Genomic DNA, 14751 nt, shown 5'->3' with positions numbered 1-14751 from the left:
CAGGTGTGACAGCAAATGTAGCGGATGGTGCCTGCGGTTTCATGAATGTGTAGGAAATTGCCTGAATTCATCCCCCGCAAAGAAGCCACAACCATTGACCCTGCCATGCGTGCAAGCCATGCTGCCCTCTCCCCTCCCCCACCGCACGATAGACCATGCTTACCTGGCTGACCCGCGACTCGCTGACCTTCCCGCCCCTGGAAAAGGCCCTGCACGACCCCAACGGCCTGCTGGCCGCCGGCGGCGACCTTACCCCCGAGCGCCTGGTCCAGGCCTATCGTCACGGTTGCTTCCCGTGGTACCAGGATGGCCAACCGATCCTGTGGTGGTCACCCGACCCGCGCACGGTGCTGTTGCCCGACCAGTTGCACGTATCACGCTCACTGGCCAAGCTGATGCGCCAAGGCCGCTACCAGGTCAGCTTCGACACCGACTTCCCGGCTGTAATCGCCGCCTGCGCCGCGCCACGCGACTACGCCGACGGCACCTGGATCACCGACACCATGCGCAACGCCTACTGCGAACTGCACCGACGCGGCATTGCCCACTCGGTGGAAGTGCGCCAGGACGGCGAACTGGTCGGCGGCCTGTATGGCCTGGCCATGGGCCAGCTGTTCTTCGGTGAATCGATGTTCAGCCGCGCCGACAACGCCTCCAAGGTCGGCTTCGTGACCTTGGTCAACCACCTGCGCCAGGCCGGGTTTGTGCTGATCGACTGCCAGATGCCCACCAACCACCTGCACAGCCTGGGCGCCCACGCCATCAGCCGCGCCGAATTCGCCGGCTACCTGGCACGCCACCTCGACCAGCCCAACAGCGCCACGTGGGTTGCCTAGGCGAGTTCCCGTAGCTGGCTTACACTTAAAACAAAGTCTCACCGAGGGGGTTGATCATGACAGAGTTGGCGCGGTTGAAGTTTTATGCCACTCAGCCCCACTCCTGCAGCTACCTGCCCGAGGAGCAGGCCACCACGCTGTTCCTCGACCCCAGCCAGCCGATGGACGTTAACGTGTACGCCGACCTGTCGGAAATGGGCTTCCGCCGCAGTGGTGACCATCTGTACCGCCCGCACTGCCAGAACTGCAACGCCTGCGTGCCGGCACGCATCCCGGCGGCGCGCTTTATCCCCAACCGCCAGCAACGGCGCATCCTCAAGCGCAATGCCGACCTGACCGTGACGGCGGCGCGCCCAACGTTCAAGGAAGAGTACTTCGAGCTGTACCGGCGCTATATCGAAACACGCCACGCCGACGGTGACATGTACCCGCCCAGCCGCGACCAGTTTTCCACCTTTCTGGTGCGCGACCTGCCGTTCTGCTGGTTCTACGAGTTCCGCCTGGAAGGCCGCTTGATGGCAGTGGCCGTATGCGACCTGCTGCCCAACGGCCTGTCGGCGGTGTACACCTTCTACGAACCGGACGAAGAGCGACGCAGCCTGGGCCGCTTTGCCATCCTGTGGCAAATCACCGAAGCCCTGCGCCAGGACCTGGAGGCGGTATACCTGGGTTACTGGATCAAGAACTGCAAGAAAATGAACTACAAGACGCAGTATCGGCCCATCGAATTGCTGATAAACCAGCGCTGGGTCACCCTCAACTGAAAGCATTGGCTTGACACGCAGTTTTCGGGCATAATCCACGCCACTTTTTTGCCCGATGCGGATATGCGTCGGGCCAACACTGGATCCGAGGGCTCTACTGCATGTCGAAAGAAGACAGCTTCGAAATGGAAGGTACTGTCGTCGACACCCTGCCCAACACCATGTTCCGCGTGGAGTTGGAAAACGGGCACGTCGTAACCGCGCACATCTCCGGAAAGATGCGCAAGAACTACATCCGTATTCTCACTGGCGACAAGGTCCGCGTCGAACTGACCCCATACGACCTGAGCAAGGGCCGCATCACTTACCGTGCGCGCTAAGCTCAAGCCATGAAAAAGCCCGGCCATGTGCCGGGCTTTTTTGTACCTGTCAGAACCGCGTCGCGGCCATCGCGAGCTGCGCTCGCTCCTACATGGGGTCGCGATACCCCCCGCAGGAGCGAGCATAGCTCGCGATAGGCCGCAAAGCGGCCCTTGTATCACGCCACCTCAGCCGTGGTCTCGAAGTCGAACACCAGTTCGCCATCGCGCAGGTCGACGTGCACCACACCACCATGCTCGGCCAGTTCGCCAAACAGGATCTCCTCGGCCAGCGGCCGCTTGATCTTGTCCTGGATCAGCCGCGCCATCGGCCGCGCCCCCATCTGCACGTCGTAGCCCGACACCGCCAGCCAGCCGCGTGCGGCATCGCTGACTTCCAGCAGCACACGCTTGTCTTCCAGCTGCGCCTGCAGTTCGATAAGGAACTTGTCGACGATGCTCTTGATCGTCTCGGTGCTCAGGCGGCCGAACTGGATAATGGTATCCAGGCGGTTGCGGAACTCTGGCGTGAAGCTCTTGCGGATCACTTCCATGGCATCGGACGCATGGTCCTGATGGGTGAAGCCGATCGAGGCCCGCGCTGCCGTTTCCGCGCCAGCGTTGGTGGTCATGATCAGGATCACGTTACGGAAGTCGGCCTTGCGCCCGTTGTTGTCGGTCAAGGTACCGTGGTCCATCACCTGCAGCAGCAGGTTGAAGACTTCCGGGTGGGCCTTCTCGATTTCGTCGAGCAGCAATACGCAGTGCGGTTGCTTGGTAATCGCCTCAGTCAGCAAGCCACCCTGGTCGAACCCTACGTAACCAGGAGGCGCACCGATCAGACGCGATACGGTGTGGCGCTCCATGTACTCGGACATGTCGAACCGCACCAACTCAACGCCCAGCGCCTTGGCCAGCTGGCGCGCCGCTTCGGTCTTGCCGACGCCGGTAGGGCCGGCGAACAGGAATGAACCGACAGGCTTGTCTGGCGACTTCAGGCCAGCACGGGACAGCTTGATGGCAGTAGCCAGCGAGTCGATGGCCTGGTCCTGGCCGAACACGGTCAGCTTCAGGTCACGTTCAAGGTTACGCAGCAGTTCCTTGTCGGAGCTGGTGACGTGCTTCGGCGGAATCCGCGCGATCTTGGCGACGATGTCCTCGACTTGAGGCACATCGATGCGTTTGACGCGCATGGCCTCCGGCTGCAGGCGCTGGTAGGCACCGGCTTCGTCGATCACATCGATGGCCTTGTCCGGCATGTGCCGGTCATTGATGTAGCGCGAGGCCAGTTCCGCGGCGGCGCGCAGGGCTTCGTCGCTGTACTCGATGTTGTGATGGCTCTCGAAGCGCCCTTTCAGGCCGCGCAGAATGCCCACGGTGTCTTCGACCGACGGCTCGCTGACATCCACCTTCTGGAAGCGGCGTGCCAGGGCGCGGTCCTTCTCGAAGATGCCGCGGAATTCCTGGAAGGTGGTCGAGCCGATGCAACGGATCTCACCCGACGACAGCAGCGGCTTGAGCAGGTTGGAGGCATCCATCACCCCGCCCGATGCCGCACCGGCACCGATGATGGTGTGGATTTCGTCGATGAACAGGATCGCCTGCGGGCGCTTGCGCAGCTCGCCGAGCAGCGCCTTGAAGCGCTTCTCGAAGTCGCCACGGTATTTGGTACCGGCCAGCAGCGCGCCCAGGTCAAGGGAATACACCACGCTTTGTGCCAACAGGTCGGGCACCTGGCCATCGACAATGCGCTTGGCCAGGCCTTCGGCGATAGCCGTCTTGCCGACGCCCGCCTCACCCACCAGCAACGGGTTGTTCTTGCGCCGGCGTGCCAGGATTTGCGCCACGCGCTCCACTTCCTGTTCGCGGCCCACCAGCGGGTCGATACGACCAGCACGGGCCAGCTCGTTCAGGTTGCTGGCATAGGCGTCGAGCGGATTACTCGAAGAGGAGGTTTCACCACCCTCGTCGTCCTGCATGTCCTGGTCGCTTTCAGATTGCGAACCATGCCCCGGCACCTTGGAGATGCCATGGGCGATGTAGTTGACCACGTCGATGCGGGCCACGCTCTGCTGCTTCAGCAGGAACACAGCCTGGCTTTCCTGTTCGCTGAAGATCGCCACCAGCACGTTGGCGCCGGTCACTTCGCGCTTGCCAGAGCTTTGCACGTGGAACACGGCACGCTGCAGCACCCGCTGGAAGCCCAGAGTCGGCTGGGTTTCACGGTCTTCGTCGTTGACAGGAATCAGCGGCGTAGTGGAATCGATGAACTCTTGCAGGTCGTGCTTGAGCTTGTCGAGATTGGCGCCACAGGCGCGCAGAACGGTCGCGGCAGCCTCATTGTCAAGGAGTGCCAGCAGCAGATGCTCGACGGTCATGAACTCATGACGCTTCGAACGGGCCTCCTTGAAGGCAAGATTGAGGGTGACTTCGAGCTCGCGGTTTAACATAGCTTCACCTCATACCCAAGTGGTCGGCGATTAACCGTCCTTCTCGATTTCACAGAGTAGCGGATGCTGGCTTTCCCTGGCGTATTGGTTGACCTGCATAGCCTTTGTTTCGGCGATGTCACGGGTAAACAATCCGCACACTGCCCGCCCTTCGGTGTGGACGGTCAGCATGATCTTGGTCGCCAGCTCGCGGTTCAGATTGAAGAACGTCTCGAGCACTTCGACGACGAAATCCATCGGCGTGTAGTCATCGTTGAACAAAACCACCTTGTACATCGGTGGCGCCTGCAGGATCGGCTTGGCTTCCTGAACTGCAAGACCTGAGCCGTCGTCCTCATTCGATTGCGGGCGATCCTGATTGAATGTTAGTCGAATCTCACTAGGTGCATGCATGGAAAGAATTTCATCATGAGCGTCAGGTTAAGGTTGTGGGTTGACCGCACAGGCCACGAATGGCGCAGGCGCCGGGCGACCTTGACTATCGGTAAAACGGTGTTACAACCAATAAGAACCCACCGTGGTCGATAAAGATCCGCGCAGTCAACCAGATTTTTCGCAAGGTTCGTATGCGGATGAAGTGGATGATACTCCAGTGATGGAGTCCTTTGCAGAGGGACATAGGGATGGCAAGCGGTAAAGTCAAGTGGTTCAACAATGCCAAGGGCTACGGATTCATCAACGAGGAAGGTAAATCCGATGACCTTTTCGCTCATTACTCGGCCATCCAGATGGACGGATACAAGACACTGAAGGCGGGCCAGGCCGTGGAGTTCGAGATCATCCAGGGCCCCAAAGGCCTGCACGCGGTGAAGATAATGGACGCCGCTGCCGCTGCGGCTGCCAAAGCCCAAGGCCAGGCCGCAAGCGAAACCGTACGCGCCTGATCGCCGCCCCGTGTCGTAGTACGAAAAAACCGGTCGCCCTTTTACCCTGGCGACCGGTTTTCTCTTGCCTTACATGTGCTTGATCATTTCATCACCAAAGCCTGAGCTGCTCACCAGCGTCGCCCCGTCCATCAGCCGCTCGAAGTCGTAGGTCACGGTCTTGGCCGCAATCGCGCCATTGGTGCCCTTGATGATCAGGTCGGCCGCCTCGGTCCAGCCCATGTGCCGCAACATCATCTCTGCAGACAGGATCACCGACCCCGGGTTGACCTTGTCTTGCCCGGCATACTTGGGCGCAGTGCCGTGGGTGGCCTCGAACATGGCCACGGTGTCGGACAGGTTGGCGCCCGGCGCGATACCGATACCGCCTACCTCCGCCGCCAGCGCGTCGGACAGGTAGTCACCGTTGAGGTTGAGGGTGGCGATCACGTCGTACTCGGCCGGGCGCAGCAGAATCTGCTGCAGCATGGCGTCGGCGATGGCGTCCTTGACGATCACCTCGCGGCCGGTCTTGGGGTTCTTGAACTTCATCCACGGGCCGCCATCGAGCAGTTCGGCGCCAAACTCATCCCGGGCCACTTCGTACCCCCAGTCTTTGAAGGCACCTTCGGTGAACTTCATGATGTTGCCTTTGTGCACCAGGGTCAGCGACTCGCGGTCATTGTCCACCACGTATTGCAGGGCCTTGCGCACCAGGCGCTTGGTGCCTTCTTTCGAGACCGGCTTCACGCCAATGCCGCAGTCCTGGTCGAAGCGGATCTTGGTGACGCCCATTTCCTCCTTGAGGAACTTGATCACCTTGTTGGCCTCGGGCGAGCCGGCCTTCCACTCGATGCCGGCATAGATATCCTCGGAGTTCTCACGGAAGATCACCATGTCGACGTCGCCAGGCTTTTTCACCGGGCTCGGTACACCCTGGAACCACAGCACCGGGCGCAGGCACACATACAGGTCCAGTTGCTGGCGCAGCGCCACGTTGAGCGAGCGGATGCCGCCACCCACCGGAGTAGTCAGCGGGCCTTTGATCGACACCACGTAATCACGCACGGCGTCGAGGGTTTCCTGAGGCAGCCAGGTGTCCTGGTCATACACCTGGGTGGCCTTCTCGCCAGCGTACACTTCCATCCAGGCAATCTTGCGCTTGCCGCCGTAGGCCTTCTGCACGGCGGCATCGACCACCTTGATCATCACGGGCGAAACATCGACGCCGATCCCGTCACCTTCGATGTAAGGAATGATCGGGTGGTCAGGCACGTTAAGCGAATGGTCTGCATTGACGGTGATCTTGGTGCCGTCGGTCGGAACCTTGATTTTCTGGTATCCCATGCTTGCACTACTCCGCTGTCGGGTGTGGTTTGGACATCATGCGATGCAATGAGCCTAAACCACATCTGCCGACCTGCAAGGCATGCGACAACCCGCCACATTGCCGCTTAGTCTTTGGTCTTATAAATGGGCCGATATCACTTGGCCTTGCTGATTAGCCCGAATGGTTTGGTATACTCCGCCGCGACCGAAGGGTCATCGGGGCGAATCCCAGGAAAATGCGGACCGCCCTAGGCCATGAATGGCCGTAAAGCCTGGGCTGTTACCGCAGCTCAGCACTTGACGCTCGACTGATGCATCCACCATCACCGCTCGCAGCCTCTCGACTTTCCGCTCATGGCGTTGCCAGGGCGATGCGCCTACCCTGCGCACCACGAGACTCGAGCACGCTCAGCACACAGAGAGTTAACCCGCATGCCCACCCGTTCCAAGATCATCTATACCTTCACCGACGAAGCCCCCGCCCTCGCCACTTACTCGCTGCTGCCGATCGTCGAAGCCTTCACCGCTTCGGCTGACATCGCCGTCGAAACCCGCGACATCTCCCTGGCCGGCCGTATCCTTGCCGCCTTCCCGGAGCAACTGGGCGCAGAGAAGCGAGTAGGCGATCACCTGGCGGAACTGGGCCAGCTGGCTACCACCCCTGAAGCCAACATCATCAAGCTGCCGAACATCAGCGCCTCGGTACCGCAGCTCAAAGCCGCGATCAAGGAACTGCAAGGCAAGGGCTTCAACATTCCTGACTACGCCGACGAGCCGGCCACCGCGGACGAGAAAGAGTCCCGCGCCCGCTACGACCGCATCAAGGGTTCCGCCGTGAACCCGGTGCTGCGCGAAGGCAACTCCGACCGCCGCGCGCCGCTGTCGGTGAAGAACTACGCCCGCAAGCACCCACACAAGATGGGCGCCTGGGCCGCCGACTCCAAGTCGCACGTTGCCCACATGACCCAGGGCGACTTCTACGGCAGCGAAAAAGCTGCCCTGATCGAAGCTGACGACAGCCTGCGCATCGAGCTGGTTGCCAAAGACGGCAACACCACCGTCCTGAAAGAAAAGACCGCCGTCAAGGCCGCCGAAATCATCGACTGCGCCACCATGAGCCGCAAGGCCCTGAAAGCCTTCATCGCCGAGCAGATCGCCGATGCCAAGGCCTCCGGCGTACTGCTGTCGGTGCACCTGAAAGCGACCATGATGAAGGTTTCCGACCCGATCATGTTCGGCGTCATCGTAGAAGAGTTCTACAACGACGTGCTGGCCAAACACGCCGCCGCACTGGCTGAAGTAGGCTTCAACGCCAACAACGGCATCGGCGACCTGTACGCCCGCATCAAGGACCTGCCAGCCGACAAGCAGGCCGAAATCGAAGCCGACATCCAGGCCCTGTACGCCCAGCGCCCAGCCCTGGCCATGGTCAACTCCGACAAAGGCATCACCAACCTGCACGTACCGAGCGACGTCATCGTCGACGCTTCGATGCCGGCCATGATCCGTGACTCGGGCAAGATGTGGAACACCGCTGGCGAACTGCAAGACGCCAAGGCCGTGATCCCGGACCGTTGCTACGCTGGCATCTACCAGGCCACCATCGAAGACTGCAAGAAAAACGGCGCCTTCGACCCAACCACCATGGGCAGCGTGCCGAACGTTGGCCTGATGGCGCAAAAGGCCGAAGAGTACGGCTCCCACGACAAGACCTTCCAGATCAAGGCCGACGGCGTTGTGCGCGTGGTCGATGGCAAAGGTAACGTCGTACTTGAGCAGAACGTCGAAGCTGGCGACATCTTCCGCATGTGCCAGACCAAAGACGCGCCGATCCAGGACTGGGTCAAGCTGGCCGTCAACCGTGCCCGCCTGAGCAACACCCCTGCGGTGTTCTGGCTGGACCCGGCCCGCGCCCACGACGGCGTGATGATCGAGAAGGTGCAGAAGTACCTGAAAGATCACGACACCACCGGCCTGGACATCCGCGTTCTGGCTCCGGTCGACGCCATCAAGTTCTCCCTGGCCCGCATCCGCGAAGGCAAGGACACCATCTCGGTGACCGGCAACGTGCTGCGTGACTACCTGACCGACCTGTTCCCGATCATGGAACTGGGCACCAGCGCCAAGATGCTGTCGATCGTGCCACTGATGAACGGCGGTGGTCTGTTCGAAACCGGCGCCGGCGGTTCGGCTCCGAAGCACGTGCAGCAGCTGGTTGAAGAGAACTTCCTGCGTTGGGACTCGCTGGGTGAGTTCCTGGCCCTGGCCGCTTCCCTGGAGCACCTGGGCAACACCTACGACAACCCGCGTGCCAAGGTTCTGGCCAACACCCTGGACCAGGCTACCGGCAAGTTCCTCGACACCAACAAGTCGCCTTCGCGCAAAGTTGGCGGTATCGACAACCGCGGCAGCCACTTCTACCTGACCCTGTACTGGGCCCAGGCCCTGGCTGCCCAGACTGACGACGCTGCCCTGCAGGCACGCTTCGCCCCGCTGGCAAAAACCCTGACCGAGAACGAGGAGACTATCGTCGCCGAGCTCAACGCCGTTCAGGGCAAGCCAGCCGACATCGGTGGCTACTATGCCCCGGATGCCGAGCTGACCGCCAAGGTGATGCGCCCAAGCCAGACCCTGAACAGCGCCATTGCCGCCCTGTAAGGTTCGCTTGAAGTAACAACGCAAACCCCGGCCACGCACCGGGGTTTGTGCTTTCTGGGAAATGAGACCGCTTTGCGGCCCAATCATGCAAAAGGACTCACCAATGACCTGGCAACCCCACATCACCGTCGCCACTATCGTCGAACACGAAGGCAAGTTCCTCTTCGTCGAAGAATTCAAAGCCAACCAGCACGTCTTCAACCAACCCGCCGGCCACCTGGAACCCAACGAGACCCTGCCCCAGGCCGCCCTGCGCGAAACCCTGGAAGAAACCGCCTGGGAAGTCGAGCTCACCGGTGTAGTCGGCATCTACCTCTACACCGCCCCCAGCAACGGCGTGACCTACCAGCGCATCTGCTTTGCCGCCCGCCCCGTGCGCCACCATGCCGACCTGGCCCTGGACAGCGACATCGTCCGCGCCGTGTGGCTGAGCCAAGACGAACTGTTGGCCGACCCCACGCGCTGGCGCAGCGAGCTGGTGCCGCGCTGCCTCGACGACTACCTCAAAGGCCCCTTGCACAGCCTCGAATTGCTACGCGACTGACGCAACGTCGCGGGTTTGATAGAATCGGCGTTTTTCCCCTCTGATACACACCGGTACCCATGACCAGCCCAGCACTCAAAGACCCCGCCAAGACCCGCGTCATCGTCGGCATGTCCGGCGGCGTGGACTCTTCCGTCTCCGCCCTTCTGCTCATGGAGCAGGGCTACCAGGTGGAAGGGCTGTTCATGAAGAACTGGGAAGAAGACGACGGCACCGAATACTGCACCGCCCGCGAAGACCTGGCCGATGCCCAGGCCGTGTGCGACCGCATCGGCATCAAGCTGCACACCGCCAACTTCGCCGCCGAATACTGGGACAACGTGTTCGAGCACTTCCTTGAAGAGTACAAGGCTGGCCGCACGCCCAACCCAGACATCCTCTGCAACCGCGAAATCAAGTTCAAGGCGTTTCTCGACTACGCCCTGTCGCTGGGTGCCGACCTGATCGCCACCGGCCACTACGTACGCCGCCGCGACACCGGTGAGATCACCGAACTGCTCAAGGGCCTGGACCCGAACAAGGACCAGAGCTACTTCCTGCACGCCGTCGGCGGCAAGGAAATCGCCCGCACCCTGTTCCCGGTCGGCGAACTGGAAAAGCCCGAGGTGCGCGCCATCGCCGAAAAGCACGGCCTGGCCACCGCCAAGAAAAAGGACTCCACCGGCATCTGCTTCATTGGCGAGCGCCGTTTCAGCGACTTCCTCAAGCAGTATCTGCCGGCCCAGCCGGGCGATATCGAAACCACCGAAGGTGAAGTGATCGGCCGCCACCATGGCCTGATGTACCACACCATCGGCCAGCGCCAGGGCCTGGGGATTGGTGGCCTGAAAGACGCCGGTGACGAGCCGTGGTACGTGCTGCACAAGGACCTGACCCGCAACGTGCTGGTGGTCGGCCAGGGCAACGAACACCCATGGCTGTTCTCCCGCGCCCTGCTCGCCTCGGAAATTTTCTGGGTCAACCCGATCGACCTCAGCCGCCCACGCCAGCTGACTGCCAAGGTGCGTTACCGCCAGAGCGACCAGCAATGCACCCTTGAGCTGACCGAAACCGGCTACCGCGCCGTGTTCGACGAGCCGCAGCGCGCCGTCACCCCGGGCCAGTCGGTGGTGTTCTACGACGGCGAAGTGTGCCTGGGCGGTGGTGTGATCGAAGCCGCCGAGCCGTGGAGCCCGCGCGCATGAGCAACCTGCAGGAGCAATTGATTGCCCTGGGCGGTGTATTCCAGGCTGCCGTGCTGGTTGACCGTATCGCCCGCACCGGCCAGGCCAGCGAGGCCAACATTGGCTGCATGCTCGGCAGTTTGCTGGTGCGTGACCCCAAGGACACCCTGGAGGTGTTCGGCGGCGACGACCTGAACCTGCGCGACGGCTACCGTGCACTGGCAGGCGCCCTGGAGCGCGACCCCAGCAGCCTGCAGCGCGAGCCGCTGCGCTATGCCCTGTCGATGCTGGGCCTGGAGCGTCAGCTGAACAAGCGTGGCGACCTGCTCGACACCATCGGCAACCGTTTGCCGCAAATCCAGTCCCAGGCCGAGCATTTCGGCCTGGTTCATGAAAACGTCATTGCTTCCAGTGGAGCCTTGTACCAGGACACGCTCAGCACCTTGCGCCAGCGCATCCAGGTGCATGGCGACATGCGTTTCCTGCAGCAGGCCAGCAACGCTTCCAAGATCCGTGCCCTGCTGCTGGCCGGCATCCGCGCCGCGCGCCTGTGGCGCCAGCTGGGCGGGCACCGCTGGCAGCTGGTGTTCAGCCGACGCAAGTTGCTGAACGAACTGTACGACATGATGCGTTCGCCTTCCTGAAGACGCTTTTATAGGCCCGACCTTTGGTCAGCCACCCGACTCGGGCGCGATTTTCATGTATGATATGCGCCCTTCCAAAAGCCTGACTGTCCGAGAACACCCCATGCAGCTTTCTTCGCTCACTGCGGTTTCCCCTGTAGACGGCCGATATGCCGGCAAAACCCAGGCCTTGCGCCCCATTTTCAGCGAATTCGGCCTGATCCGTTTCCGCGCCCTGGTCGAAGTGCGCTGGCTGCAGCGCCTGGCCGCCCACCCGCAGATCGGCGAAGTGCCGGCGTTCTCCGCCGAAGCCAACGCCCTGCTGGACAGCCTGGCCACCGATTTCAAGCTGGAACACGCCGAGCGGGTCAAGGAAATCGAGCGCACCACCAACCACGACGTCAAGGCGATCGAATACCTCCTCAAGGAGCAGGCCGCCAAGCTGCCTGAGCTGGCCAAGGTCAGCGAATTCATCCACTTCGCCTGCACCAGCGAGGACATCAACAACCTGTCCCACGCCCTGATGCTGCGCGCCGGCCGTGACGACGTGCTGCTGCCGCTGATGCGCCAGATCGCCGACGCCATCCGTGCCCTGGCCCACGCCCACGCCGACGTGCCGATGCTGTCGCGCACCCACGGCCAGCCAGCCTCGCCGACCACCCTGGGCAAAGAACTGGCCAACGTGGTGTACCGCCTGGAGCGCCAGATCGCCCAGGTTGCCGCCGTGCCGCTGCTGGGCAAGATCAACGGCGCCGTGGGCAACTACAACGCCCACCTGTCGGCCTACTCGCAGATCGACTGGGAGCAGAACGCCCGCGCCTTCATCGAAGACGAGCTGGGCCTGCAGTTCAACCCGTACACCACCCAGATCGAGCCGCACGACTACATCGCCGAGCTGTTCGACGCCATTGCCCGCTTCAACACCATCCTGATCGACTTCGACCGTGATGTGTGGGGCTACATCTCGCTGGGCTACTTCAAGCAGAAGACCGTCGCTGGCGAAATCGGCTCGTCGACCATGCCGCACAAGGTCAACCCGATCGACTTCGAAAACTCCGAAGGCAACCTGGGTATCGCCAACGCGCTGTTCCAGCACCTGGCCAGCAAGCTGCCGATCTCGCGCTGGCAGCGTGACCTGACCGACTCCACCGTGCTGCGTAACCTGGGCGTGGGCTTTGCCCACAGCGTCATCGCCTACGAAGCCAGCCTGAAAGGCATCGGCAAGCTGGAAGTGAACGAAGCCCGCATCGCCGCCGACCTGGACGCCTGCTGGGAAGTGCTGGCCGAGCCGATCCAGACCGTGATGCGCCGCTTCAACATCGAAAACCCCTACGAGAAGCTCAAAGAGCTGACCCGTGGCAAGGGCATCACCCCGGACGCACTGCTGACCTTCATCGACGGCCTGGACATGCCAGCCGACGCCAAGGCCGAGCTCAAGCTGCTGACCCCCGCTACCTACATCGGTAACGCGGCAGCACAGGCCAAACGCATCTAAGCTGACCGTCGCGTACAACGCCCGGCCTGGCCGGGCGTTTTTATTCCCGTACGAAAATTACGTTTTTTCAATAGGTTGAACATGAATCCTGATACTCCACTGCAGCTGCTCGGCGGCATCTCGGCCCGCGAATTCATGCGCGACTACTGGCAGAAGAAGCCGCTGCTGGTGCGCCAGGCCTTCCCGGACTTCATCAGCCCCATCGACCCCGACGAACTGGCCGGCCTGGCCCTGGAAGACGAAGTCGAGTCGCGTATCGTGCTGGAGCACGGCGCCCACCCGTGGGAGCTGCGCCGCGGCCCGTTCAACGAAGACACCTTCGCCGAGCTGCCAGAAAAAGACTGGACCCTGCTGGTACAGGCCGTGGACCAGTTCGTCCCGGAAGTGGCCGAACTGCTGGAAAACTTCCGCTTCCTGCCCAGCTGGCGTATCGATGACGTGATGATCAGCTTCGCCGCCCCGGGTGGCAGCGTTGGCCCGCATTTCGACAACTACGACGTCTTCCTGCTGCAGGGCCACGGCCAGCGTAACTGGAAGATCGGCCAGATGTGCAGCAGCGACAGCCCGCTGCTGGAGCACGCCGACCTGCGTATCCTGGCCGAGTTCGAGCAGAGCGAAGAATGGACCCTGGAGCCAGGCGACATGCTCTACCTGCCACCGCGCCTGGCCCACTACGGCGTGGCCGTGGACGACTGCCTGACCTACTCGGTCGGCTTCCGCGCCCCAAGCGCCGCCGAAGTGCTGACCCACTTCACCGACTTCCTGGGCCAGTTCCTGCCTGACGAAGAGCGCTACAGCGATGCCGACGCCCAGCCGGCCAGCGACCCGCACCAGATCCAGCACGACGCCCTCGACCGCCTCAAGGCGCTGCTCGACAAGCACATGAACGACAAGGACCTGCTGCTGACCTGGTTCGGTCAGTTCATGACCGAGCCGCGTTACCCCGAGCAGATCGTTGGCGAAGAGCTGAGCGAAGAAGAGCTGATCGATGCCCTGGAACAAGGCGCCATCCTGATCCGCAACCCAAGCGCACGCCTGGCCTGGTCGGAATTCGAAGACGACCTGCTGCTGTTCGCCAGCGGCCGCAGCTGCCCGCTGCCGGGCAAACTGCGCGAGCTGCTGAAGCTGGTGTGCGCGGCCGATGCCCTGCATATCGACAACCTGGCAGACTGGCTGCAAGACGAAGATGGCCTTATGCTGGTACAGCAGCTGGTCAAACAAGGAAGCCTGGGATTCGCCAATGAATAAGATCAGCGTTCGCCTCGCCGACTGGCACAAAGACAACGCCGACATTCGCCGTATCCGTGAGGCGGTGTTCATTGCCGAACAGCATGTACCGCCGGAGCTGGAGTGGGACTCGGATGACCCGACCGCTGCACACTTCCTGGCCCTGGAAGGCGACTACCCGATCGGCACTGCCCGCCTGCTGCCAGACGGGACTATCGGCCGGGTATCGGTGCTGAAGGACTGGCGCGGCTTGAAAGTGGGTGACGCGCTCATGAACGCAGTCATCGTCGAAGCGCAGAACCGCGACCTGAAGCAGCAGATGCTCAGCGCTCAGGTGCATGCCACGCCGTTCTACGAGCGCCTGGGCTTTCGCGTAGTCAGCGAGGAATTCCTCGAAGCCGGCATCCCGCACGTGGACATGGTGCGCGACTCGCGCGCCTGACCCACAACGGCACCGGCCTCTGCGCGGGCAAGCCCGCGCAGAGGCCGGCACAGGTCAA

Annotated in this window: 14 protein-coding genes; 11 read left to right on the top strand and 3 right to left on the bottom strand. The window is 62.1% G+C overall.

Features of this window, described 5'->3' with window-relative positions; all coding sequences use genetic code 11:
* Positions 1-155: 155 nt before the first annotated feature.
* The 3 genes from aat (at position 156) to infA (ending at position 1920) form a co-directional block, all read left to right on the top strand.
* Positions 156-836, top strand: a complete 681-nt coding sequence (gene aat / locus B9A31_RS05565; protein WP_019096728.1) for a leucyl/phenylalanyl-tRNA--protein transferase — start codon at positions 156-158, stop codon at positions 834-836.
* A 56-nt stretch (positions 837-892) separates the two neighbouring features.
* Entirely contained in the window at positions 893-1600 is a 708-nt protein-coding gene (locus B9A31_RS05560; RefSeq protein ID WP_016711499.1) for an arginyltransferase, read from the top strand.
* Positions 1601-1701: 101 nt separating this feature from the next.
* The gene (gene infA / locus B9A31_RS05555; RefSeq protein WP_002553999.1) at positions 1702-1920 is read left to right on the top strand and encodes a translation initiation factor IF-1; all 219 of its coding nucleotides are present in this window, start codon (positions 1702-1704) and stop codon (positions 1918-1920) included.
* Positions 1921-2078: 158 nt separating this feature from the next.
* Here infA and clpA read toward each other — a convergent pair whose 3' ends face one another.
* A complete protein-coding gene (gene clpA / locus B9A31_RS05550; protein WP_019096727.1) occupies positions 2079-4349 on the bottom strand; it encodes an ATP-dependent Clp protease ATP-binding subunit ClpA in 2271 nt (756 codons plus the stop codon).
* Positions 4350-4379: 30 nt separating this feature from the next.
* A complete protein-coding gene (gene clpS, locus B9A31_RS05545; RefSeq protein WP_013973290.1) occupies positions 4380-4742 on the bottom strand; it encodes an ATP-dependent Clp protease adapter ClpS in 363 nt (120 codons plus the stop codon).
* A 230-nt stretch (positions 4743-4972) separates the two neighbouring features.
* On the opposite strand from clpS, the gene cspD reads away from it, so the two are divergent.
* Entirely contained in the window at positions 4973-5233 is a 261-nt protein-coding gene (gene cspD, locus B9A31_RS05540) for a cold shock domain-containing protein CspD (RefSeq protein WP_019096726.1), read from the top strand.
* 69 nt (positions 5234-5302) lie between these two features.
* On the opposite strand, the gene icd is transcribed toward cspD, so the two are convergent.
* The gene (gene icd, locus B9A31_RS05535) at positions 5303-6559 is read right to left on the bottom strand and encodes an NADP-dependent isocitrate dehydrogenase (protein WP_027608788.1); all 1257 of its coding nucleotides are present in this window, start codon (positions 6557-6559) and stop codon (positions 5303-5305) included.
* Positions 6560-6973: 414 nt separating this feature from the next.
* Here icd and B9A31_RS05530 point away from each other — a divergent pair, with 414 nt between their 5' ends.
* From B9A31_RS05530 to B9A31_RS05500, 7 genes are all read left to right on the top strand, one after another.
* Positions 6974-9199, top strand: a complete 2226-nt coding sequence (locus B9A31_RS05530; RefSeq protein WP_019096725.1) for an NADP-dependent isocitrate dehydrogenase — start codon at positions 6974-6976, stop codon at positions 9197-9199.
* Positions 9200-9302: 103 nt separating this feature from the next.
* Complete coding sequence (locus tag B9A31_RS05525; RefSeq protein WP_016711504.1) at positions 9303-9743, top strand: NUDIX hydrolase; 441 nt, start codon at positions 9303-9305, stop codon at positions 9741-9743.
* Positions 9744-9802: 59 nt separating this feature from the next.
* Positions 9803-10927: a tRNA 2-thiouridine(34) synthase MnmA gene (mnmA, locus tag B9A31_RS05520; RefSeq protein ID WP_016711505.1), complete on the top strand. Its 1125-nt coding sequence runs from the start codon at positions 9803-9805 to the stop codon at positions 10925-10927.
* Entirely contained in the window at positions 10924-11550 is a 627-nt protein-coding gene (gene hflD / locus B9A31_RS05515; RefSeq protein WP_016711506.1) for a high frequency lysogenization protein HflD, read from the top strand. The genes mnmA and hflD overlap by 4 nt, the downstream gene beginning before the upstream one ends.
* 103 nt (positions 11551-11653) lie before the next feature.
* Positions 11654-13024 (top strand): adenylosuccinate lyase, encoded by a 1371-nt coding sequence (purB, locus tag B9A31_RS05510; protein WP_033693092.1) that lies wholly within the window; start codon positions 11654-11656, stop codon positions 13022-13024.
* An 81-nt stretch (positions 13025-13105) separates the two neighbouring features.
* Positions 13106-14272: a ribosomal protein uL16 3-hydroxylase gene (locus B9A31_RS05505; RefSeq protein ID WP_016711508.1), complete on the top strand. Its 1167-nt coding sequence runs from the start codon at positions 13106-13108 to the stop codon at positions 14270-14272.
* Entirely contained in the window at positions 14265-14693 is a 429-nt protein-coding gene (locus tag B9A31_RS05500; RefSeq protein ID WP_019096721.1) for a GNAT family N-acetyltransferase, read from the top strand. The genes B9A31_RS05505 and B9A31_RS05500 overlap by 8 nt, the downstream gene beginning before the upstream one ends.
* Positions 14694-14751: the final 58 nt, after the last annotated feature.

The sequence above is a fragment of the Pseudomonas sp. URIL14HWK12:I5 genome (assembly GCF_900176445.1).
In the GTDB taxonomy this organism is placed as follows: Bacteria; Pseudomonadota; Gammaproteobacteria; order Pseudomonadales; family Pseudomonadaceae; genus Aquipseudomonas; species Aquipseudomonas monteilii.
The sequence above is the reverse complement of the archived record's forward strand: the minus strand, read 5'-3'. Positions and strand labels throughout refer to the sequence as shown.

What these genes read in the sequence shown, in the direction of transcription:
- infA (WP_002553999.1), top strand. Translation starts at nt 1,702, where the DNA reads ATGTCGAAAGAAGACAGCTTCGAAATGGAAGGTACTGTCGTCGACACC.
- clpA (WP_019096727.1), bottom strand. Translation starts at nt 4,349, where the DNA reads ATGTTAAACCGCGAGCTCGAAGTCACCCTCAATCTTGCCTTCAAGGAG.
- hflD (WP_016711506.1), top strand. Translation starts at nt 10,924, where the DNA reads ATGAGCAACCTGCAGGAGCAATTGATTGCCCTGGGCGGTGTATTCCAG.
- B9A31_RS05505 (WP_016711508.1), top strand. Translation starts at nt 13,106, where the DNA reads ATGAATCCTGATACTCCACTGCAGCTGCTCGGCGGCATCTCGGCCCGC.
- B9A31_RS05560 (WP_016711499.1), top strand. Translation starts at nt 893, where the DNA reads ATGACAGAGTTGGCGCGGTTGAAGTTTTATGCCACTCAGCCCCACTCC.
- mnmA (WP_016711505.1), top strand. Translation starts at nt 9,803, where the DNA reads ATGACCAGCCCAGCACTCAAAGACCCCGCCAAGACCCGCGTCATCGTC.
- B9A31_RS05530 (WP_019096725.1), top strand. Translation starts at nt 6,974, where the DNA reads ATGCCCACCCGTTCCAAGATCATCTATACCTTCACCGACGAAGCCCCC.
- clpS (WP_013973290.1), bottom strand. Translation starts at nt 4,742, where the DNA reads ATGCATGCACCTAGTGAGATTCGACTAACATTCAATCAGGATCGCCCG.
- aat (WP_019096728.1), top strand. Translation starts at nt 156, where the DNA reads ATGCTTACCTGGCTGACCCGCGACTCGCTGACCTTCCCGCCCCTGGAA.
- purB (WP_033693092.1), top strand. Translation starts at nt 11,654, where the DNA reads ATGCAGCTTTCTTCGCTCACTGCGGTTTCCCCTGTAGACGGCCGATAT.
- cspD (WP_019096726.1), top strand. Translation starts at nt 4,973, where the DNA reads ATGGCAAGCGGTAAAGTCAAGTGGTTCAACAATGCCAAGGGCTACGGA.
- B9A31_RS05500 (WP_019096721.1), top strand. Translation starts at nt 14,265, where the DNA reads ATGAATAAGATCAGCGTTCGCCTCGCCGACTGGCACAAAGACAACGCC.
- icd (WP_027608788.1), bottom strand. Translation starts at nt 6,559, where the DNA reads ATGGGATACCAGAAAATCAAGGTTCCGACCGACGGCACCAAGATCACC.
- B9A31_RS05525 (WP_016711504.1), top strand. Translation starts at nt 9,303, where the DNA reads ATGACCTGGCAACCCCACATCACCGTCGCCACTATCGTCGAACACGAA.